This window comes from Thermococcus paralvinellae (genome assembly GCF_000517445.1).
Lineage (GTDB): Archaea > Methanobacteriota_B > Thermococci > Thermococcales > Thermococcaceae > Thermococcus_B > Thermococcus_B paralvinellae.
The window spans coordinates 658,657-676,691 of the sequence record NZ_CP006965.1; the positions used below are offsets into that span (position 1 = coordinate 658,657).

The 18,035-nt window shown below is 39.4% G+C and carries 27 protein-coding genes; 18 read left to right on the forward strand and 9 right to left on the reverse strand.

Translation table 11 applies throughout. The features are described 5' to 3' along the window. The first annotated feature begins 5 nt into the window (after positions 1–5). The gene (locus TES1_RS03655) at positions 6–401 is read left to right on the forward strand and encodes an NfeD family protein (RefSeq protein WP_042680316.1); all 396 of its coding nucleotides are present in this window, start codon (positions 6–8) and stop codon (positions 399–401) included. Here TES1_RS03655 and TES1_RS03660 read toward each other — a convergent pair. Further along, a complete protein-coding gene (locus tag TES1_RS03660) occupies positions 364–807 on the reverse strand; it encodes a hypothetical protein (protein ID WP_042680318.1) in 444 nt (147 codons plus the stop codon). The two genes, TES1_RS03655 and TES1_RS03660, sit on opposite strands and share 38 nt — an antisense overlap. 94 nt (positions 808–901) lie before the next feature. Between TES1_RS03660 and TES1_RS03665 the strand changes: the two genes are divergently transcribed. Then, positions 902–1,336, forward strand: coding sequence for a CoA-binding protein (locus TES1_RS03665; RefSeq protein ID WP_042680320.1), 435 nt, complete (start codon positions 902–904; stop codon positions 1,334–1,336). A 6-nt stretch (positions 1,337–1,342) separates the two neighbouring features. On the opposite strand, the gene TES1_RS03670 is transcribed toward TES1_RS03665, so the two are convergent. Then, on the reverse strand, positions 1,343–2,437 hold the full coding sequence (locus tag TES1_RS03670) for a TRM11 family SAM-dependent methyltransferase (RefSeq protein ID WP_042680322.1): 1,095 nt from the start codon (positions 2,435–2,437) through the stop codon (positions 1,343–1,345). Between the two features lie 97 nt (positions 2,438–2,534). On the opposite strand from TES1_RS03670, the gene TES1_RS03675 reads away from it, so the two are divergent. The 4 genes from TES1_RS03675 (at position 2,535) to TES1_RS03690 (ending at position 4,397) form a co-directional block, all read left to right on the forward strand. After that, positions 2,535–2,936, forward strand: coding sequence for a secondary thiamine-phosphate synthase enzyme YjbQ (locus TES1_RS03675; protein WP_042680324.1), 402 nt, complete (start codon positions 2,535–2,537; stop codon positions 2,934–2,936). A gap of 191 nt (positions 2,937–3,127) precedes the next feature. After that, positions 3,128–3,571 (forward strand): ArsR family transcriptional regulator, encoded by a 444-nt coding sequence (locus tag TES1_RS03680; protein ID WP_042680326.1) that lies wholly within the window; start codon positions 3,128–3,130, stop codon positions 3,569–3,571. A 20-nt stretch (positions 3,572–3,591) separates the two neighbouring features. Then, a complete protein-coding gene (locus TES1_RS03685) occupies positions 3,592–4,161 on the forward strand; it encodes a hypothetical protein (RefSeq protein WP_051408167.1) in 570 nt (189 codons plus the stop codon). Then, positions 4,161–4,397: a hypothetical protein gene (locus tag TES1_RS03690; RefSeq protein WP_042680328.1), complete on the forward strand. Its 237-nt coding sequence runs from the start codon at positions 4,161–4,163 to the stop codon at positions 4,395–4,397. Before TES1_RS03685 ends, TES1_RS03690 begins: the two co-directional genes overlap by 1 nt. Here the strand turns inward: TES1_RS03690 and TES1_RS03695 are convergent. After that, the gene (locus TES1_RS03695; RefSeq protein WP_042680330.1) at positions 4,394–4,960 is read right to left on the reverse strand and encodes an Era-like GTP-binding protein; all 567 of its coding nucleotides are present in this window, start codon (positions 4,958–4,960) and stop codon (positions 4,394–4,396) included. The two genes, TES1_RS03690 and TES1_RS03695, sit on opposite strands and share 4 nt — an antisense overlap. Positions 4,961–5,017: 57 nt before the next feature. Between TES1_RS03695 and TES1_RS03700 the strand changes: the two genes are divergently transcribed. Genes TES1_RS03700 through tsaA form a run of 4 tightly spaced genes read left to right on the forward strand, consistent with a single transcriptional unit; the run spans position 5,018 to position 7,443 of the window. Continuing rightward, positions 5,018–5,332 carry a hypothetical protein gene (locus TES1_RS03700; protein ID WP_042680332.1) on the forward strand — a complete coding sequence of 105 codons (315 nt, stop codon included), beginning with the start codon at positions 5,018–5,020 and terminating at the stop codon, positions 5,330–5,332. Positions 5,333–5,334: 2 nt separating this feature from the next. Beyond that, positions 5,335–5,883 (forward strand): HD domain-containing protein, encoded by a 549-nt coding sequence (locus TES1_RS03705; RefSeq protein ID WP_042680334.1) that lies wholly within the window; start codon positions 5,335–5,337, stop codon positions 5,881–5,883. 33 nt (positions 5,884–5,916) lie between these two features. Then, complete coding sequence (locus TES1_RS03710) at positions 5,917–6,789, forward strand: MBL fold metallo-hydrolase (RefSeq protein ID WP_042680336.1); 873 nt, start codon at positions 5,917–5,919, stop codon at positions 6,787–6,789. Between the two features lie 9 nt (positions 6,790–6,798). Beyond that, positions 6,799–7,443: a tRNA (N6-threonylcarbamoyladenosine(37)-N6)-methyltransferase TrmO gene (gene tsaA, locus TES1_RS03715; protein WP_042680338.1), complete on the forward strand. Its 645-nt coding sequence runs from the start codon at positions 6,799–6,801 to the stop codon at positions 7,441–7,443. Here tsaA and cas4 read toward each other — a convergent pair. Next, positions 7,431–8,057 carry a CRISPR-associated protein Cas4 gene (cas4, locus tag TES1_RS03720; protein WP_042680339.1) on the reverse strand — a complete coding sequence of 209 codons (627 nt, stop codon included), beginning with the start codon at positions 8,055–8,057 and terminating at the stop codon, positions 7,431–7,433. The genes tsaA and cas4 overlap by 13 nt on opposite strands. Positions 8,058–8,221: 164 nt before the next feature. Further along, positions 8,222–8,572, reverse strand: coding sequence for a hypothetical protein (locus TES1_RS03725; protein ID WP_042680341.1), 351 nt, complete (start codon positions 8,570–8,572; stop codon positions 8,222–8,224). Positions 8,573–8,723: 151 nt separating this feature from the next. On the opposite strand from TES1_RS03725, the gene taw2 reads away from it, so the two are divergent. After that, entirely contained in the window at positions 8,724–9,569 is an 846-nt protein-coding gene (gene taw2, locus TES1_RS03730; protein WP_042680344.1) for a tRNA(Phe) (4-demethylwyosine(37)-C(7)) aminocarboxypropyltransferase Taw2, read from the forward strand. 36 nt (positions 9,570–9,605) lie between these two features. Here taw2 and TES1_RS03735 read toward each other — a convergent pair whose 3' ends face one another. Genes TES1_RS03735 through for form a run of 4 tightly spaced genes read right to left on the reverse strand, consistent with a single transcriptional unit; the run spans position 9,606 to position 12,716 of the window. Then, positions 9,606–10,418 (reverse strand): hypothetical protein, encoded by an 813-nt coding sequence (locus TES1_RS03735; RefSeq protein ID WP_042680346.1) that lies wholly within the window; start codon positions 10,416–10,418, stop codon positions 9,606–9,608. Next, positions 10,399–10,569 carry a hypothetical protein gene (locus TES1_RS11020; RefSeq protein WP_173391288.1) on the reverse strand — a complete coding sequence of 57 codons (171 nt, stop codon included), beginning with the start codon at positions 10,567–10,569 and terminating at the stop codon, positions 10,399–10,401. Before TES1_RS11020 ends, TES1_RS03735 begins: the two co-directional genes overlap by 20 nt. Position 10,570: 1 nt before the next feature. Next, complete coding sequence (locus TES1_RS03740; protein WP_042680348.1) at positions 10,571–10,801, reverse strand: MoaD/ThiS family protein; 231 nt, start codon at positions 10,799–10,801, stop codon at positions 10,571–10,573. 55 nt (positions 10,802–10,856) lie between these two features. Next, complete coding sequence (gene for / locus TES1_RS03745) at positions 10,857–12,716, reverse strand: tungsten-containing formaldehyde ferredoxin oxidoreductase (protein ID WP_042680350.1); 1,860 nt, start codon at positions 12,714–12,716, stop codon at positions 10,857–10,859. 313 nt (positions 12,717–13,029) lie between these two features. On the opposite strand from for, the gene TES1_RS03750 reads away from it, so the two are divergent. From TES1_RS03750 to TES1_RS03775, 7 genes are all read left to right on the forward strand, one after another. Next, on the forward strand, positions 13,030–13,497 hold the full coding sequence (locus TES1_RS03750; protein ID WP_042680352.1) for a hypothetical protein: 468 nt from the start codon (positions 13,030–13,032) through the stop codon (positions 13,495–13,497). Between the two features lie 32 nt (positions 13,498–13,529). Beyond that, positions 13,530–13,652 carry a hypothetical protein gene (locus TES1_RS11165; RefSeq protein ID WP_265100806.1) on the forward strand — a complete coding sequence of 41 codons (123 nt, stop codon included), beginning with the start codon at positions 13,530–13,532 and terminating at the stop codon, positions 13,650–13,652. Then, entirely contained in the window at positions 13,652–14,305 is a 654-nt protein-coding gene (locus TES1_RS03755) for a DUF4405 domain-containing protein (protein ID WP_227738508.1), read from the forward strand. The genes TES1_RS11165 and TES1_RS03755 overlap by 1 nt, the downstream gene beginning before the upstream one ends. Next, positions 14,306–14,536 carry a hypothetical protein gene (locus tag TES1_RS03760; protein WP_042680357.1) on the forward strand — a complete coding sequence of 77 codons (231 nt, stop codon included), beginning with the start codon at positions 14,306–14,308 and terminating at the stop codon, positions 14,534–14,536. It begins immediately after the preceding gene. Positions 14,537–14,783: 247 nt separating this feature from the next. Beyond that, positions 14,784–15,956, forward strand: coding sequence for a cell wall-binding repeat-containing protein (locus TES1_RS03765; protein ID WP_042680358.1), 1,173 nt, complete (start codon positions 14,784–14,786; stop codon positions 15,954–15,956). A 218-nt stretch (positions 15,957–16,174) separates the two neighbouring features. Next, a complete protein-coding gene (locus TES1_RS03770; protein WP_394296078.1) occupies positions 16,175–16,948 on the forward strand; it encodes a DUF2202 domain-containing protein in 774 nt (257 codons plus the stop codon). A 318-nt stretch (positions 16,949–17,266) separates the two neighbouring features. Continuing rightward, positions 17,267–18,022: a DUF2202 domain-containing protein gene (locus tag TES1_RS03775; protein ID WP_227738509.1), complete on the forward strand. Its 756-nt coding sequence runs from the start codon at positions 17,267–17,269 to the stop codon at positions 18,020–18,022. Positions 18,023–18,035: the final 13 nt, after the last annotated feature.

The following is an 18,035-nucleotide window of genomic DNA, read 5'->3' on the forward strand; positions in this document are numbered from 1 at the left end:
GTTAAATGAAACTAAAAGAGATGCTAAAAGACATGTTAAAACTTGTACTTTTGATGATGGACGAGATTATAGCTGGGATATTTTTGTTTGTAATCCTTCCATCCGCGGGGATTAGAGTCCCTTTAGCATTATCCGTTACTGTTATAGCGCTTCTCATCATAAAGGATATCGCAATAGTGCCATCTTTCGGACAGATTTTAAGGAAAAAGGCAGAGGTAGGTATCGAAGCATTAGTGGGAAAGGAAGCGCTTGTTGTTGAGGATTTAACTCCTGAAGGGGTTGTGAAAATAGGAAATGAATACTGGAAAGCAGAATGCATAAACGGAAATGCAAAAGCTGGAGGGAAGGTAAAAGTTGTGGGGGCTAAAGGTTTAAAGCTTCTCGTGGAATGCCGAGAGTAGCTAATACTTGAGCGATCTCTTCTGGATTGTTAGTTGAAAATGAGACGTTCCATCGTTTTGTGTTCAACACAACACAGCCTTTTGCGGGCATATTGAAGTGAATGAATCCAGAGCAACTCATCCATCCCTCGTGCACTTCAAAGCTCATAATATCCTCAAGCTTTACTGTTTTACGTATTATCAATCCTAATGCTCCCCTAATTTTGATTTCTCTATCGTCAATTTGGATTCTCATGTAAGAGATATCAATTGTTAATGGAAGAACAAGCGCACCAATAGCAAGCGGAATTCTAATGTCTTCCCCGGCCTGATAAGTAGCCCAAACACCAATGAGAAGTGAAATCATGGCCGGAATAAAAATTAGCAAGGGAATCCACTTACTTGATACCTTTTCTTCATAGAGCATTTTACCACCCATTAATGAAAAAGTTTTCATGAATTTAAATATTATCACCGCAATAGTTTTATCCATTCATGCTAAATCAGTTTCAGGTGATTTTATGGTCAAGAAGATGCCTCTAGATAGGTTAACAGATGATGATATCCGAGAAATTCTCACAAAATACAAGCGAATTGCCTTAGTTGGGGCTTCTCCAAAGCCTGAAAGAGACGCAAACACTGTCATGCGCTATCTTCTAGAACATGGCTATGATGTGATACCAGTCAATCCAAAATATGAGGAAGTGCTTGGAAGAAAATGCTATCCTTCAGTGCTTGATATTCCAGGGGATATTGACATTGTTGATATATTTGTAAGACCAGAATTCACTGAAGAGATCGTTGACCAAGCAATAAAGAAGGGAGCCAAGGTTGTATGGTTCCAATTCTACACCTATAACAGGAACGCATTCAAAAAGGCAAAAGAAGCTGGGCTTACTGCAGTTGCTCATAGATGTATAAAGCAGGAACACGAGAGACTGTTTGGAGATTTGTAGCTGGCATTATCCTCTAAATCTCAGCACATGAATGTCTCTAACTACTTTGTGTCTTTCCTCAAAGTCAGTATACTTTGCTAGGACTTCAAAGCCAAGTTTTTCCAACCATCTTCTTTCTTTCCTGTATATCCTCCCATCTTTGAGCTTATATGCTGGAAATACAAATACAACTCTTCCATTCCTTTTGAGCACATCTCTAAAACTGTCGAAAACTTGATAGTAAAAGCGGTCAAGTTGATTTGCCATTTGTATGGCCTCTCCTCTTGTGAGATTATACTTGAGAGGCTTTCCCAACCAGGGTTCTGTAACTATGGCATCAAACCTAGTTCTAAAGCAGCGTTTAAGCTTTCTAGCATCACACACTTCTAGGTGAGCGGTTTTTTTGACTCTAAATTCTTTCTTCAACCACTTCAGATTCTCCTTTGCTCCTCTAATTGCCTTGGGATCTGAGTCGCTTCCATATGCATTTAGCCCTTGAAGAAGAAATTCTTGAACTATTGTTCCAATGCCACAAAAGGGATCTAAGAAATTTCCTTGTCTAACCTCTGTCAGATTAATCATTATCCTCGCTAATCTAGGAGGGATTGAGAAAATCGCTCTTTGAACTGGCCGATCAACATCAAGCTTTTTCAGTTCAAATGGGTCGGTAATTTTTATCGTCTCTCCTACCCAGAGTTTTTCTCCATAGATGAACATAAAATCCTTTGTCTCTGGGAATCCTTTTAGAATTAGTTCAGAGGGCATAGCATAGACCTTGGCTGGCTTAAAGAATTTAGCAGAACCTTCACTCTTGAAGGTTTTCTTTATTTGGCTTCCAAGCTTTCTCCAGAGCTTCCAGTCATCTTTCCCGTAGATGCTAACTGTAAAAAGCTTTGAATATGTAAGTTCTTGAATAGACTCTTCCCCTTCACCAACTATCTTCACAAGCTTCAGCGAACCGCCTAGCTTATGAAAGAGATGTTCAATCTTTTTGGAGCTTTCAAACACTATCCAGTTGTGAGAGCTTTCGATGATTTTAACTCTAAGCCCGAATCTATTAGTAAAGGCATGAAATTCAGCCTCACTAAGCTTGGGATTTTTCCCTAAGATTACTGCATACATGGATTGAAGCTGGAGGTTACCATTTAAAAAGATTTGGCAACTGAAGATTAATAAAGACTAACATCTAAACGGAGATAAATCGAATTAGGTGATGTTCATGCTTTATGAGATTGAAATCCGCACCAACAAGGAGTTTGAAATAATCGACATAACGCCAGAGATCCAAAAAATTGTGGAAGAAAGCAAGGTACAAGAAGGCATTGCAGTAGTTTTCACAAAACACACAACAACAGCTTTGATTGTAAATGAAAATGAAACAAGACTTCTCTCAGATATTGAGCTCCTACTTGAGAGCATTGCTCCAAAAGGAAAAGGATACAAGCATGATAAAATTGACAACAATGCCCATTCCCATCTGCGGGCAATCCTATTGAATCCAAGTGTTACAATTCCAGTTAAGGGCAGAAGACTGGAGCTGGGAACGTGGCAGAGTATTTTGTTTGTTGAGCTTGATGGTCCGAGGATTAGGAAAATTCTTGTTAAAATATGTGCCTGCTGACCAAACTTTACCTGTGGTGGTGTTTGTATTTAGAAAAGTCCGAGATAACAAAATCTATCCTTCCCAACTTTGAGCTTAAGAGCTTTAGGTATTGGGTTGTTGGGGGAAATATAGAGATCCTTTGATTTTTGCTCATTTCTAATCAAAACATCTATATGAAGTGAGCATCCAAATTGTTATTGGGAGCAATGATGCCAGAAGACAAAGATGTCGAGAAACTTGCGGAGGAGCTGAAGACATTAAGAAAAGCCATGAACGAATTAATGAAGAGCTTTGAGCTTGTGTCTCAATTAGCCCAGAACTATCTTAGACTAATAAACATTTACGCACAATATGGGGAGCTTAGCATTGATATTGTAATTCCAGAGATTAAGCATGATCCAATTGCGAGGGAGATAGTTAAGATAGTATTTGACCTTAAAAAAGCGAACATAAGTCAGATAGCAAGGGAGCTTAAGGCGAGACGTGGAAAAGGCTCGAGAAATACTGTTAGAGAGAAAGTTGAGCTTCTTTTGAAGCTCAATGTTTTCGAAGAAGTAGAAGGCGAGAAAGGAAAGTGCTACACGCTGAGAAAAGAAGTGATCAATAAGTGGTTTGATTTAATCGGAATCCCAATTAGGTTTGAGCAAAGATAATAATTATCGAGGTGATTGAGATGGAGTTTGATGAAAAAGAGTTTGAAAAGGAAATGAAGAAGAAAATCCTTGAAAGACTTGAAGCAGAAGTAGAACCAAAAAAGATAATGGAAGAGATGATAAGAGAGCTCACACAACAGCTCAAAGAGGCAAAGAGCGAAGATGACTTAGAGGTTATAGAAAAGAAAATTGAAATGCTTAAAGACATGCTAAAGGGCTACGAAAAAGTTGAAGGGGACAAAGATATCCAAGAGCTCAAAGAGGTTATGAGCGTTCTTTCAGAAAGCTTGCCAAAGATAATGGACTCAATATTTGGTCCAATCAAGGAACTCATAAACGAGGCATATGACCCAGATAAAGCTGAAAAATTCGGTAAAAATGTTGCTAACTTTTACAAAGAGCTTGTTGCAGCAGGAATGGATCCGGATAAAGCATTTGAACTTACGAAAGAGTACATGGAGAGTATGAACATTGTGAAAACATTAATAGCTGCATTCATGAAAGAAAAAATGGGCAAAATAAAAGATTTCGAAGAGTTGAAAAAGCTCGGGAAGAAGAAATTGAAGGAGGACTTTGAGGAGGAGCTGTGATGGTTCTTTCCTTTTTCCGGCTTTTGTTTTTGATTCCAAAGTTTTTGTGGAATTTGGCTGGAATTAAGAGGACAATACGTAGAAGCAAACGAAAATTTAAGAGAGCACTAGTTAGGAATGGCATCCCTAATGAGCTGGCTGAAGAGCTTGCAAATGAGTATGCTCTGGTGGATGAAATTATTTCGCTAAAAACTCTAGCCAAATTTTCAAAATATTCAAGCTTTAAGAGAGCTTAGCTTTTCTTTGCGTATTGAGCATAATACACGAGTGCCTTCAGTAGATCGTTAAATCCCTCATATGTAACTAAAGACAGAAGTATAGGTTCCTGTTCTAGGCGCTTTTTCACGATTTGTCTAAGCTCTTCTACTTTCTCTTTTGAGACTAAGTCAATTTTATTAATGACAACAATTATCGGTTTCTCATACCTGAATTTAAGCAAGTGATGAAGTTTTTCCATTCCCCTGTGTAGACCATATTGGGCGTCAATCATGTGAATAACGATGTCAGCTGACGTTATTTCATTTAAAATTTCTTTGAACTTTTCTTCGCTTAGGACTTTACCTCTAAACTCATATTGTGGATCAAAAAGGCCTGCCGTATCAATTAGCACGAATTCATCAGCCCCTCCGAAAGGATTTTTCATGCTCTTCGGAATCTTAACCTTTCCAAATGTCCTCCTTATTATACCCTTTGTGGTTCCTGGAATCTCAGCAGTCTCAGAAACCTTCTTTCCCAGAAGAGCATTCATGAGCGTGGATTTGCCAACATTTTCAGCTCCGATGATCGCAACCTTTATCATCTCTTTCACCAATAATTATATCACCAAGAGGGTAATATAAGTGTAAAGGTGGTTGGGATGCCAAAAAGAGTAAAGTTTGGTCATCACTACTATTACATTGTTCTCCCCGATGATTTAAAGGATAACAGGTTTCGTGGTAAAAATGTTGTCCTTGAGGGAGTTATAGAGGATAAACCCATAATAGAGTTCCTTCCCATGGAGCTCCCAAGCTATAGGACAATCTTTCGGATAAACGGATTAAAAATTGAGTTCTCTGGAACACCATATATTGGGATAGGAGACCAAGTAAAGGTCTATGGCAGATTTGTTGGTGATGGCATAATAGCGAGAGCTATAGAAACCGAAAAGGCATTGTATATCTCGGAGGAGTAACTATGATCAGACTTTTTCTCGAGGTGGGTAGGCTTAAAAGGCTGCCGAGAATGGGTTGGTTGCTTAGGGGAGTTTCAAATCCAGAGAGCGTGGCCGACCACAGCTTTAGGGTTGCATTTATTACCCTTCTGTTAGCTGATGAGCTCAGGAGGAAGGGCGTTAATATTGATGTTGAAAAAGCTCTAAAAATTGCCCTTCTCCATGACTTAGGGGAATCAAAGATAACAGATCTCCCATTAGATGCCCAGAGGTACATAGACAAGAAAAAAGCTGAAAAAAAGGCTGTTATGGATCTTTTACTTGAGGTTGAGGACAGAGGATTAGAGTATTTCAAGCTCTTTGAAGAATATGAAGAAGAAAGTAGCTTGGAGGGAAGATTGGTTAAGTTCGCAGACAAACTCGAGATGGTTCTTCAGGCGTATGAATATGAGAAAGCTGGTTTTAGAAGTCTGGAAGAATTTTGGTCCGCTCTAGAATATTTAAAGAAAAGCGAATTTTACAAGTACTTTCAAGAGATTATTGATGAAATTGAAAAGCTTAAGAAAAGTTAATTACCTCTAATGCAGAATTTTTTCGGTGATTTTATGGGAGTGAGAAAGTTAGGTGAAGACTTATATCTCTACCCCGGGAGTCCTTCAACCTTGATAAAGCTCCATGAGGGAAAAGCTGTTCTTGTTGATGTTGGACACGGGAGTGGAAGACATAAAGACCTACTGAGAGAAGTTAGAAAGCTCGGGAGTGAGGTTAAAGCTCTTTTGGCAACTCATGGACATGCTGATCATATAAGTGTAGCTGCAAAGATTGATACACCCATTTTCATGCATCGTTTTGAGTTTTCGATTGCTGAGAGTCCCCTCAACAGGGAACTTTTGACCTTTGGCTCAAAAGCCCCTGAAGGATTCTTAGTGTTTCAGTTTCCTCATGAAGTTAAAGTTCATGCTGTTTTTGAGTGGAACGATGAACTTTTTGGACTAAAAGCGGTAAAGCTCAATGGACACTCGCCGGGAATGACTGGATTTATGGATGAGGAAAGCACTGTTATATATGCAGGGGACAGCTTCTTTGGGGAAAGAATAATTCAAGCTGTTGGAGTTCCCTATTTAGTTGATGTCGAATTATTTAAAGCTTCAATTATGCAATTACATAATTATGCAATTGAAGGGTTTCTGCTGGTGCCATCTCATGGAAAGATCGTCAAAGGAGAAGAAGCAGAGAAGCTGCTTGAATTTAATCTCCAGAGAGTTGAAGAAGCTGAGAAGAAAATTCTAGAGTTGTTAGAGCAGCCAATGAGCATAAGCGAGCTGAGCTATCATTTAGCCAAAGCATTCGGAGCAAACGTAACACCTCAAACATTGGCTTTAAACCAGGTTCCAATAAGGGCATTTATAGCGGAGCTTTATAATAGAGGGATGATTGAAGCTGTCATTGAGAAAGATTTGAAGTGGAAAGTTAAGTAGGGTGAGAGCATGGAGAAGTTTAAAATCACACCTGTTGGAATTGTTAGAAAGAGCGACAGGGAGGTTATACTGGAGATTTTCCCTGAGTTTAAGGATGCGATTGATGGCTTACATGAGGGAGATTGGATTAAGCTTATTCTCTGGTTTCATAAGAACGACACACCAGAAAAGAGACGAGTATTGAAAGTTCACCCGTACAACAATCCACAAAACCCGTTAACTGGAGTTTTTGCTACTCGCTCTCCGGTAAGACCTAATCCTTTAGCCACCTATACAGTTCAAATCCACCACATTGATGAGAATAAACTTTACATTGATTGGATTGATGCCGATGATGAAACACCAATAGCAGATATCAAAATCCTTGTTGAACGCTTGGACTGTCCAACAGGGAGAGAAGTCGAGGGTTGGGAGCTCGATATTAGAAGTGCTCGGCAAATAGGTGGGCTCAGTTTAATCCCAAGGATAAGCGAGCATCTCGATGAGCTTGAGGAAGTTTCTCCAGAGGAATATATTGCCCTCATTGTGGAGTTAGGAACAAAAACAACGTATCTTACAGCTAGAGAGCTCATAGAACTTATAAAAGCACTTGAGGAAGTTTATGAAAAGCTGCCTGTGGAGATAAAGGATAAACTGAAATCTCATAGCTCATGACCATTATCTCCATAGCAGATGTAATAATAGGGACAGAATTTGCAGAGGTAATTATGCCATCCTCTCGGCGGCTTATCTTTTTCATAATGCTTTTTCACCATGTAGAACTGCTTTACGGTCTCCTTAAACAGCTTCTCGTCATAGGGAATTTCAAAAGCTTTGAAGTTTTTTCCTTTGACTATTGGGAAGTTTGAGAAGTCTATCCATTTAAGAACTCTATGAGGATTCTCATCAAGTTTCACATAGTATAGGTAACCGTATTCGCTTTCCGCCCATCTTAGATAGATGTTTAGCTGAGCAAGATGATATTCATAGGGTAACCTTGGAAGAGAAGTTTTGCCCTTTATCTCGATGGGGAAGTCTCGATAGGCATCAATTCTTCCATGGATTTCAAAACCCAAACGAGAAGAGCGGAGAATCATATGTTTCTCAAGCTCAAAGCCAAACCTTTTGCTTAAAATTTCACCCAAAATATTGTGGGTTTTAACACCTTGATTTAGTCTAACTCTAACGAATTCGGGCCATTTCTCTTGATAGCCCTTAAGCCTGAAGTATATTCGTCGGGGACATGTTAAGGCTTCACTTGCATAGAACTCAAGCAGTTCATCGCTCATTGCTCTGCCTCCTAAGGAAAGTTAAAGTAGCGTCAGCTAATACCGACGTCATCACCACTCAGACTGGGCAAGGCCCATCATCCGCTGAATAAAGTATTCAAAACATAAGCTTAAAATCTTTGGGGTAAGAGGAAAGAGCAGAAAAGCAAAGCAAAAATTAAAAATCACGCTTTACTCTTTCTCAAAACAGCAGAATTTCTCTTTATAGAATAGCTCAACCCATAGGCAGGCCAGAGTCCTGGAGGCATTGAGTAATGGTGCAGGTTCCTTAAAATTTTCTCTGCATCTTCTCTGCTTTTTGCGACTATCCTGAGTCTGTCCTTTGTTAGAATGACATCACCACGAGGCAACTTCAGAATAATCTTATCATTTTCAACTTCGGGCTTTGCCCTCATTAAAAGAGCCCTCAGATCTTCATAGGCATCTTCTGTGATTTTTTGCTCCAGAACTCCATCTTTTTTCTTCGATTTAAATATCTTCATGAGCCAAAAACTACTCGAGCCTTCTTCATCCATTGTTTAACTCTACCTCCGATAGGTTCTCAATATTCTTATAAGCTTCCTCTTTTTTAAGCTTTTTCAATCGCTTTTTGCCGAAACGACAAGTTACTACGAATGATTTATGATACCAAAGAGTTTTAAACATATCATAAGAAGCCTACATTTGATGAAGAAGAGAAAGACCCAGCTCATAAAGCCCCGAATAAGGGAGATATTGAGCAAAAAGCTCCCTGAAGGGTTAGTTGATCTTCTCCCTAAGCACTGGGTTCAAATTGGAGATATTTTGATTTTACCGCTTAGAGAAGAACTCTTGCCGTACAAATATGAGATAGCTAAAGTTTACGCTGAAGTTTTGGGGGTAAAGACTGTCCTAAGGAAGGGCTGGATTTTGGGAGAATTTAGAGAGCCCCATTATGAGATTATTTATGGAAGTGATACGATAACAATTCACAAAGAGAATGGTATTCTCTACAAGCTTGATGTGGCGAGAATAATGTTCTCTCCAGCAAACGTTAAGGAAAGGGTTAGGATGTCTAGTATAGCAAAGCCTAATGAACTTGTTGTTGATATGTTTGCTGGAATTGGGCACCTCTCGCTCCCAATAGCAAAGTACTGCAAAGCCAAGGTCATTGCAATTGAGAAAAATCCATATACATTCAAATTTTTAGTGGAGAACATTGAGCTTAATAAAGTTCAGGACAGGATGACAGCTTATAACATTGATAATCGTGAATTCCCTGGAAAAAACATTGCAGACAGAATTCTTATGGGTTACGTGATTAAAACCCACGAATTTATTCCAAAAGCTTTGGAGATCGCAAAAGATGAGGCAGTAATCCACTATCACAACACTGTTCCTGAAAAATTGATGCCCGAAGAGCCTTTTGCAACATTTGAAAAGATAGCAAGGCAACATGGTTATGAAGCTGAGCTTTTGGAGAGCAAAATAATCAAACGCTATGCTCCTGGAGTTTGGCACGTTGTTTTAGATGTGAGAGTGTATAAGAAGTGAAAGCGTTTTGTATAACTGTAATTATATGTTCAAATTTTATTTTTTAAGAAACTTAATCTTCAAAACATCTCCAACCTCAAATTCTCCTCCAATTAGCTTTATCTTTTCTTGGTTGCAGTAAATCCCTATACCTTTCACTTTCTGCTCATTTGCAAATATTTGGAAATCTACTCCGAACAAACTGACATCATTGAGAAGCCCTTGAACTGTTGGAACCTTTATCCCAAAAAGCTCAACTTCTCTTAATTTGCCAAAAACCGCTCCATAGTGATAGTGAGGCAAGCCACCTTCAACAGGAGATCTATTGAAAGTCGAGGGTGTCAAATTTTTCTCTCCCCTCTTTAGAGGCTTCAGCCAGTAGTAATGTTCAGTTTTCTCGACTACTTCAAACTCGTTTCCTCTAGTTGTGGGTACGAGTTTTAGAATTTTTGGATGAATTAAAAAGCCTCCCCTTGCCCGGTATCTATCTTTGCAATCTCTCAGCTCAAAGTGAGCATGCTTATCACTCCAGGGTCTAAAAAAGCCTGAAACAACTAATTCGCCAATTTCATCTCCCAAATAAATTTTCTCTTCAAGTTTGAGGCTTGGCTTAACATGAAGAACTTTTAGGCAGAACCCCTCAACTTGAAAAATCGTGAGGTAATCCTCCCTAATAGGAACGTATTGTGGAGTCCTAACTTTCCTAATTTCCAGAACCTTTCCTTCTTCAAATGGAAAAAGAGCTTTCCCCGAAAAATAAACATCAATTGCTGTTCCAAATTTATGAGCTGGATAGGGACTGTTGAAAAAACTGAACCATGCATCTTTTGGAATCTCAAAATTCAATTCATTAATCTTTGCTATCCTCATCTCTATTGCCCCATAATGGTTTCCAATCGTCACAAATAGCGTTCATGTGGGTTGTTTTCATATGCTTTCTACATATTCCTTGGGTAAGAAAGTAAGAGTCAATTGGACCAAACCATTTGCAGTTTTTGCAGGCTTTTAACTTCTCGTCCATTTCAGCCACCACTCAACACTGGCATTACCTTTATTTCATCACTGTCGTGAACTATAGCATCTCCTCTTGCAACCTTTCCATTTACGAAAATTATCTTGTCGTGAAGCTTGTCATATCCTCTGATTACTTCCCTCAGAATTTCATCAACTGTTTTTGGCTCCTCAATTTTTATATTGACTTCCTTTGCACCAGCCAAGTGTGCCATAGCCCCCATAAGCCTAATTTTTACCATAAGCATCACCTGAAAGAGAAGTTGTAAAGAAAATTTAAAAGGATTTAGAAAAGGCTCACTCAAGTGTTGTAACCTTTTCAAGCTCTGGAATGACAAAGTCCAAGCCGAGCTCTTTAAGTGTCTCCTTCTTTGGAATTCCTCTCTCGTCCCAGCCACGCATCTTGTAGTACTCACTGAGCAATGCATCGTACTTCTCCATTTCAAGGTGTTGTCCCTTATATGGTCCGCTCTTAAGTCCTTCAATGAACCATCTCTTTGGTGGATAGTCCATCTTTCTGTCCCACTTGCCGCCAAATTCTCTGACCCAATAAGCTCTGATTAGTGCATAGACTCTGTCTGCTGCCTTGTAGAGATCATCCCATGTGTACTTAACTCCAGTAATTGCTTCGAGAAGTTTTGGATAGTAGTTAATGTCTAAGCCAAGCTCAATCCATGGAAGCCTACATGCGGTGAGCATCTCAAAGAGTCCACCTCTGAGTCTCTGGAGCTCAATAACCTTTGCAGCCTTCTCTGGGTCATAGGTAATCTTGTATTCAACCTTCTTTGCTTGCTCTCCTTCAATTGGAGCCGTACCAATTTCCCAAGCGATGACCCATGCTTCCTTGTGGTGGGCACCGATTGAGGATGTTGCAAATGCAAGTGCCATCGCTGGGTAGATGAAACAGTTGTAACCGCTGACCTCCAGTCCCTTAACGTGCATTGCGAAGCTGTCATCACCGAGCTTTTGAGCCATCCTCATTACTCCCTCAGCAGCGAAGTTTCCAAGTTCGCCTCTCCTGAAAGCAATATCCTCAATAAGCTGCTTTGCACCTTTGAAGTCTCCAAACTCCACTCCATCTTTGATTAAGCCCTTCTCTGTTGCTTCCATTACGAATGCAATTGAACCGCCAAGTGAGATTGTATCGAGACCATACATATCAGCTAGTCTGTTGAGCACTGAAACTTTGTTAAGCTGCCCAATTCCTAGATTTGAGCCAAGAAGCGCAACGTTTTCGTAGTCAAGCTCACTTTCCTGTCCTTCTGCATCTAATACTACGTTTCCACATGGCATGTTACAGTAAGGACACCCTCTCTGTTTGACCTTCATACCCTCTAATGTGTATCCATCAATTGATCTTGCAAACTTGAATGAACCATCTGCAAAGTTGTATGTTGGTAGTGCTGAGTTTTCATTACACCATTCTACTGCGGCCATTGTTCCTTGTCTGTGCCAGAACTCATAGGTTGGTTTACTTAGGATTTCATCATAGGCTTCTTTGCTAAGCTTTCTAAGTTCATCCTTGTCAGCAACGGGTATGTCTTTTGTACCCTTAATAACAATAGCTTTGAGTTTCTTTGAACCCATAACAGCACCAATACCTGGCCTTCCACCTGCTCTACCTTCTTGTGACATAATGACAGCGTACTTAACTAAGTTCTCTCCACCCGGTCCAATGCTTAAGATACCAACGTTCTTTCCATGTATCTTCTTGAGTTCTTCTTCTGTCTTAAAAGTGTCAAGTCCCCAAAGTCCCTCAGCGCTAAGAATACTAACATTATCATCTTCGATATAGAGATAAACAGGTTTCTTCGCCTTGCCTTCAACAACAATGGCATCATAACCAGCTTTTCTTAAGTGAACAGTTGCCATTGTTCCTAAGTTACCGTCACCATAACCACCTGTAAGCGGGCTCTTTGCAGCAACTACAAGCTTTCCACCACTTGGAGTTGGGAGGCCGTTAAAGGGCCCAGCGGCTATAACTAACTTGTTCTCTGGGCTGAGAGGATCAACACCTTTAACCTCGTCCCACAGAATTTTTGCAGCTAATCCTCTACCGCCAATAAAAAGCTGAGCAACTTCTGGAGAGTATTCTTGTACTTTAACTTTGTTGTTGGTTAAATCAACTCTTAAAATTCTTCCCCACCAACCTTTCATAGAAACCACCGTATTTTATAATGATGAAATTCTATAAAAGCTTTGAGTTCACAAAAACCTTTAACCGCTCTGTTTTGAGAAAATGCAAACGTTTAACAAACTTTTCTCAAATAAGTTTTTCTGTTTAGCAAAATCTTTCGAAACTTTTACATAATAAAAGATGCAGAACGAATAGTTTACGTTCATTAATGACCTGTTTCGAAGCATAACGTGAGATGATGTACTTTAAAATGCACTATTTTCTTAACCGAAAACTTTATAAAGTCTAGCTACATATGTAATAATGAAGTTACATATGCAGAGGTGATCCGACATGAGAAAGAGAATATTGGGTATTGGGTTGTTAGCTTTGGCAGTTGGTTTGGTGTTTGGAGCAGTTGCAGCATATCAGGGAGTGCCTGAAAATACAGCACAAACAACAGACAGCTGCATGTGTGGAAGTTACATCCAAGCAAGATACATGCACGGTCAAAATGGTGACCATGGAAAGGGAACTCCTCAGTTTATGGGACTTGGAGTTAAGGGACAATACCTGGGAGAAGCAGAGATTAGTGAAGAGCAAGTGCAAGAGTACTTAAGCAACGTTACCATTGAGAAGTTTGTAACTCCAAGAGGAATCACAGTACAAAGGCTGGTGCTTGATGGAGAATACATCGGAAAGATAGTTGGCGACTACGACCTCAGCTCACTTGAAGTGTACAAAGCATACGAGACCCAGAATGGAATAAAAGTCTTCCTGAGCTATGATGGAAACATTGTAGGATTCTTCCTTATGAAGTGATTCTTTCCTTTTATTTTTTGGAGGTATGGAATATGAAAATGTTAGAAAAAGTTAAAACTTTGCTCTCACTACTGATTTTTGAGAAAAAAGATAGTGTTGTTCCTCTACCTGTAGGAGTTGAAAAAGAGGATTGTTCTAAAAGAGATTGTGGGTGATGAAGATGAAGGCGTCAGCTTGGTTAAGGGGAACAGTTGACTTAGTTTTGACAGTAGTGTTTATACTTGTGGCAATATCTGGAATAGCTCTTTATCAAGCACCACCTGGTAGGGTTGCAGATGCCATTGGCTGGACGTTCTTAGGAGCAACTAAGGATACTTGGGAAACAGTACATACATACTTAGGATTTGTCATGATTGGTTTAGTGGCAATTCACTTAGTAGTTGGGTTTAATAGCATGATTGTCATGCTTAGATCTGCATTTAAGAAAAGTAGAGTAAAAGTAGCTGGAAGCTTAGTACTAATTGGTCTAGTACTCGTTGGTGGATACTTTGCCTTTGCTGCACTAACTGCCGAGGAAGAAACTACATACGAGACTACTTCATCTGAGGGGACATCAGTAACAACAGTTGATAACACAACAATAGAGATAACAGGCTCTATGCTGAAGAGTCTGACGCTGGAACAACTTGCCAAGATGTATGATGTTGATCCTCAAAAACTCGTTGAAATCTTAAAAGCAGACTATAATATTGAGGCACAGCCCACCCAGCTACTTGAGACCATAGAAATTAATAATGAATTGGATAGGGAGCAATTTAAGGAAATTTTGGCTGAAGCTATAGCAAAAGCAAAACAGGAGGGAGGTTAAATGCCCGGTCCCTATTTTTCAAATTTTTATAGCTATGCTGAAGGAATAACTAAAACTGACTACTTTATAATCGGACTTTGGATAGTTCTGCTGGTGATAGTTGCATTTTCAATGTATTCCTTGAAAAAATCCATTAATGAGTTACTTGATGAAGTCAAAGACCTAAATGCAGTAGCACATCAACTGAAGGAACAGAACAAGAGCATTGATAAATTATTAGAGGAGATTTAAATAAGTAAGACTTCCCCAGTAATTTAAGATCAATAAGATCAAAAAGCTGTATCCTGTTATTTCCCAAAATATTTACTTCAAAGTAAGCTTAAACATAAATAAACGTTTACAAACGTTGTTTAACACTTGGGAGTATATTGAGCAATAATTGAGCTTAAAATTAAACAAACGAAAACGATATTTGACGATTTTGTGAAAAAAGCTTAAATATTCCATATTTACTAGAAAATAGTGGAGGTGATTGAGCATGATGTGGAAAAAGGCATTATCAATAATATTTGGTTTAATGATGTTAGCAATCCCAGTAACTCTCAAACCTGTTAGTGCTACAGATACTACAATAGTGATTCTAGTGAGCAACAACGAGGCAGACTGTGCATTAGCAAATTACATTGCAAACTTGACAGTTAACGTGGTAGTCGTTAAGACACCATGGGGAGTTTACGATCCAAATGTAACTGCAGAAATAATCAGCTATGCTCCTGATGAAGTCATTATCATTGGTGGTCCAGTGGCAGTTCCGGAGGAATACGTTGAAGACTTGCAGAACCTGGGCATCACAGTTGAGAGATGGTGGGGAGAAAATAGATATGAAACAGATTTGGCAGTAATTAAGAATGCTACGGTGAAGTTCCAGCTCCAGTTGCAAAACAGAGTTGTCCTTGTAGCAGGTACAGACCTAGCAGGAATTGAAAAAGCATTGCAGCTTGCAATCCAAGAAAGAGCAATGATAATTCTAGTTAACCAGACCACAAACATTACGAGAATAATGGAAAGGTTAAGGCTTAGAACAGGAAACTTCACAGTAGTGGGAACACCCGTTATGAACCAGACAATGCTTAGGATACAGGAGCAGCTTAGAGAGCAACTTAAAGAATGTAACTGTACAAAGGTTCAAGTCAACATGACCGCTGAGAGAGCTCTTGAGGCAATACAAATAGCTGAGGAAAAGATAAACACAGCAAAAGAACTAGCTGAAAACGCAACAAATCCGGCCATTGAGAACATCATTGCAATTGCAGAGAAGCAGCTTGAAGATGCAAAAGATGCATATAATACTGGAAAATACGGCTTGGCTTATGGCCTTGCAATAGCAGCAAAGTCAAAGGCTGAAATGGTCATTAAGCTTGCTGGAGAGGACATTAGGAAGATGATAATGAACAATACAAAGATGAGGCTGGAGAGAGAGCTTGTAAGGGTTGAGGCACAGATTAGGGTCATGGAGAGGTTAGGTGTTAATATAACAGTGGCACTACAGTTAATGGAGCAGATAAGGGCAGCAATAAGAAATGGTGATTATGACACTGCTCAGGAGCTCATGATTAAGTTAAGGGAAGAGATCAGGACATGCTATATAGGTGGTAAAGAAATAATCAAAGAGAAAGCCCGCATGCCTGTCGGAAATAGGGGAAGGCCCTGAACTTTCAATCTTTCCAGTTCTTCTTCTGATTTTATTTTGCTTGAATTTAATTCAACAGTAAATGACAGCACTTGGATAAGTGGCAATAAGACCAGTTGTAGCTTAAATTAGATTTTAATCATATTTTCTAAACATGCAATAAATTTATTTTTGGGTAAAGTTTATTAAGTAGTATTTACAGAGTTAATAACGAATAGAAAACATTTTTCTGACCAGTGATGGAAATGAAAAAAATAGGAATACTGGCGTTGATTGGTTTAATTTTGATAGGATTAGTAGCAGGCTGTGTCAGCAAAACACCCACGCAAACGGTTACTCAAACTCAAACAACTACTTCACCTGCAGCTCAAGGACAACACGGTCCCCCAGAAGGAAAAGGTTCAGATTTTATTAATGTAGGTGGTGAAGGCAATACCTCTATTGATACCCAAGCATTAAAACAGTACATCGACTCAATTCCAGCAGAACCTCTAACAGAAGAAGAAAAACAGGGACTACTTTGGATGAGAGAGGAGGAAAAACTGGCAAGGGATGTTTACTTAACACTCTACGAGAAATGGAAACTTCCAATATTCCAAAACATTGCAAGAAGCGAGCAGACTCACATGGATTCCGTAAAATTACTTCTAGAGAAATACAACCTCCCAGATCCTGTCGCGGATGAAGTTGTCGGAAAGTTTAGCAATCCAGAAATTCAAAAGCTTTACAATGAGCTTGTTGAAAAAGGAAGTAAATCACAGATAGATGCTCTCAAAGTAGGAGCAATGATTGAAGAGCTTGACATTGTTGACTTGCAAAAGTGGATAAGCAAAACGAATAAGCAGGACATAATAACAGTCTATGAAAACCTTATGAAAGGCTCAAGAAATCATTTGAGGGCATTTGTCAGCCAGCTTAAGAATTATGGAGTGACTTACGAACCTCAATACTTAAGCAAAGAGGAATATGAGCAGATAATAAACAGCCCCATGGAAACAGGTCCAAGTGGTTGATGTCTTTTTGTTCCTTATTCTATTCTTTAGGATTAGAATCTCTTTAATACTTTTGCATGTTCTGAACTCTTATAGATATATCTAATCATAAATGCTCATCTTTTTGGAATTCTGTCTGCAATGAATCTATTAGATTCAAAGAAGAATTCTAACAGTCGGAGGCATAGCAATGCTTCAAATTATAGCTGATTGTGTTGAGGAAGACTGCCATTCAACTCCTCATAACTAAACAAGTTTTAGATTGTTCTCACGTTATTCTAACCTCAAGATTCTTTCCCCCAACCGAAAACTTTATAAACTTAGACTACATATGTAATAATGAAGTTACATATGGAGGAGGTTGAGAACATGAGGAAGAAAATATTAAGTTTGGGGTTGTTGGGTTTTATGTTTGGTATTATATTTGGTAGTGTAGCAGCAATGCCATGGTGGGCAGATGCATGGGATAGAGAAAGTAGCATAACATGGGATAGGCCATATGTCGCAATCTATGGAAACGACACACTCACACAGGAAGAGATTGATGGACTGCTCTGGATGAGGGAAGAGGAAAAGCTTGCGAGGGATGTCTACTTAACACTCTATGAAACGTATGGTTTGCAGATATTCCAGAACATAGCAAACAGTGAGCAGATGCATATGGATGCAGTATTAAGCCTACTCAAGAAGTACGGGATTGAGGATCCAGCAGTTGATGAAGTTGGAGTATTCACAACCCCAGAGCTTCAGGCTTTATATGACCAGCTTATAGCAATGGGAAGCCAAAGCGTTGAAGATGGACTCAAAGTTGGGGCACTCATTGAGGAGACAGACATCAAGGATCTGGAGGAGTGGATTGCAAAAACTGACAATGCCGACATAATTCAAGTTTATGAGAGCCTAATAAATGGCTCAGAGAACCACTTGAGAGCTTTCACAAGAACCCTCAGTGTCTATGGAGTTACCTACGAGCCACAAGTCCTTGATGAGGATTACTACAATGAGATAATCTCGAGCCCTATGAACACTGGAATGGGTGGAGTTGGTGGATTCAGAGGTAGAGGTATGGGAGGATTTAGAGGAGGAAGATGGTGAAGTCTTTCTTTTT

Bases quoted from the DNA above. Each gene is read 5' to 3' on its own strand.
- TES1_RS03655 (WP_042680316.1), top strand. From the start codon at position 6: ATGAAACTAAAAGAGATGCTAAAAGACATGTTAAAACTTGTACTTTTG.
- TES1_RS03660 (WP_042680318.1), bottom strand. From the start codon at position 807: ATGCTCTATGAAGAAAAGGTATCAAGTAAGTGGATTCCCTTGCTAATT.
- TES1_RS03665 (WP_042680320.1), top strand. From the start codon at position 902: ATGGTCAAGAAGATGCCTCTAGATAGGTTAACAGATGATGATATCCGA.
- TES1_RS03670 (WP_042680322.1), bottom strand. From the start codon at position 2,437: ATGTATGCAGTAATCTTAGGGAAAAATCCCAAGCTTAGTGAGGCTGAA.
- TES1_RS03675 (WP_042680324.1), top strand. From the start codon at position 2,535: ATGCTTTATGAGATTGAAATCCGCACCAACAAGGAGTTTGAAATAATC.
- TES1_RS03680 (WP_042680326.1), top strand. From the start codon at position 3,128: ATGCCAGAAGACAAAGATGTCGAGAAACTTGCGGAGGAGCTGAAGACA.
- TES1_RS03685 (WP_051408167.1), top strand. From the start codon at position 3,592: ATGGAGTTTGATGAAAAAGAGTTTGAAAAGGAAATGAAGAAGAAAATC.
- TES1_RS03690 (WP_042680328.1), top strand. From the start codon at position 4,161: ATGGTTCTTTCCTTTTTCCGGCTTTTGTTTTTGATTCCAAAGTTTTTG.
- TES1_RS03695 (WP_042680330.1), bottom strand. From the start codon at position 4,960: ATGATAAAGGTTGCGATCATCGGAGCTGAAAATGTTGGCAAATCCACG.
- TES1_RS03700 (WP_042680332.1), top strand. From the start codon at position 5,018: ATGCCAAAAAGAGTAAAGTTTGGTCATCACTACTATTACATTGTTCTC.
- TES1_RS03705 (WP_042680334.1), top strand. From the start codon at position 5,335: ATGATCAGACTTTTTCTCGAGGTGGGTAGGCTTAAAAGGCTGCCGAGA.
- TES1_RS03710 (WP_042680336.1), top strand. From the start codon at position 5,917: ATGGGAGTGAGAAAGTTAGGTGAAGACTTATATCTCTACCCCGGGAGT.
- tsaA (WP_042680338.1), top strand. From the start codon at position 6,799: ATGGAGAAGTTTAAAATCACACCTGTTGGAATTGTTAGAAAGAGCGAC.
- cas4 (WP_042680339.1), bottom strand. From the start codon at position 8,057: ATGAGCGATGAACTGCTTGAGTTCTATGCAAGTGAAGCCTTAACATGT.
- TES1_RS03725 (WP_042680341.1), bottom strand. From the start codon at position 8,572: ATGGATGAAGAAGGCTCGAGTAGTTTTTGGCTCATGAAGATATTTAAA.
- taw2 (WP_042680344.1), top strand. From the start codon at position 8,724: ATGAAGAAGAGAAAGACCCAGCTCATAAAGCCCCGAATAAGGGAGATA.
- TES1_RS03735 (WP_042680346.1), bottom strand. From the start codon at position 10,418: ATGAGGATAGCAAAGATTAATGAATTGAATTTTGAGATTCCAAAAGAT.
- TES1_RS11020 (WP_173391288.1), bottom strand. From the start codon at position 10,569: ATGGACGAGAAGTTAAAAGCCTGCAAAAACTGCAAATGGTTTGGTCCA.
- TES1_RS03740 (WP_042680348.1), bottom strand. From the start codon at position 10,801: ATGGTAAAAATTAGGCTTATGGGGGCTATGGCACACTTGGCTGGTGCA.
- for (WP_042680350.1), bottom strand. From the start codon at position 12,716: ATGAAAGGTTGGTGGGGAAGAATTTTAAGAGTTGATTTAACCAACAAC.
- TES1_RS03750 (WP_042680352.1), top strand. From the start codon at position 13,030: ATGAGAAAGAGAATATTGGGTATTGGGTTGTTAGCTTTGGCAGTTGGT.
- TES1_RS11165 (WP_265100806.1), top strand. From the start codon at position 13,530: ATGAAAATGTTAGAAAAAGTTAAAACTTTGCTCTCACTACTGATTTTT.
- TES1_RS03755 (WP_227738508.1), top strand. From the start codon at position 13,652: ATGAAGATGAAGGCGTCAGCTTGGTTAAGGGGAACAGTTGACTTAGTT.
- TES1_RS03760 (WP_042680357.1), top strand. From the start codon at position 14,306: ATGCCCGGTCCCTATTTTTCAAATTTTTATAGCTATGCTGAAGGAATA.
- TES1_RS03765 (WP_042680358.1), top strand. From the start codon at position 14,784: ATGATGTGGAAAAAGGCATTATCAATAATATTTGGTTTAATGATGTTA.
- TES1_RS03770 (WP_394296078.1), top strand. From the start codon at position 16,175: ATGGAAATGAAAAAAATAGGAATACTGGCGTTGATTGGTTTAATTTTG.
- TES1_RS03775 (WP_227738509.1), top strand. From the start codon at position 17,267: ATGAAGTTACATATGGAGGAGGTTGAGAACATGAGGAAGAAAATATTA.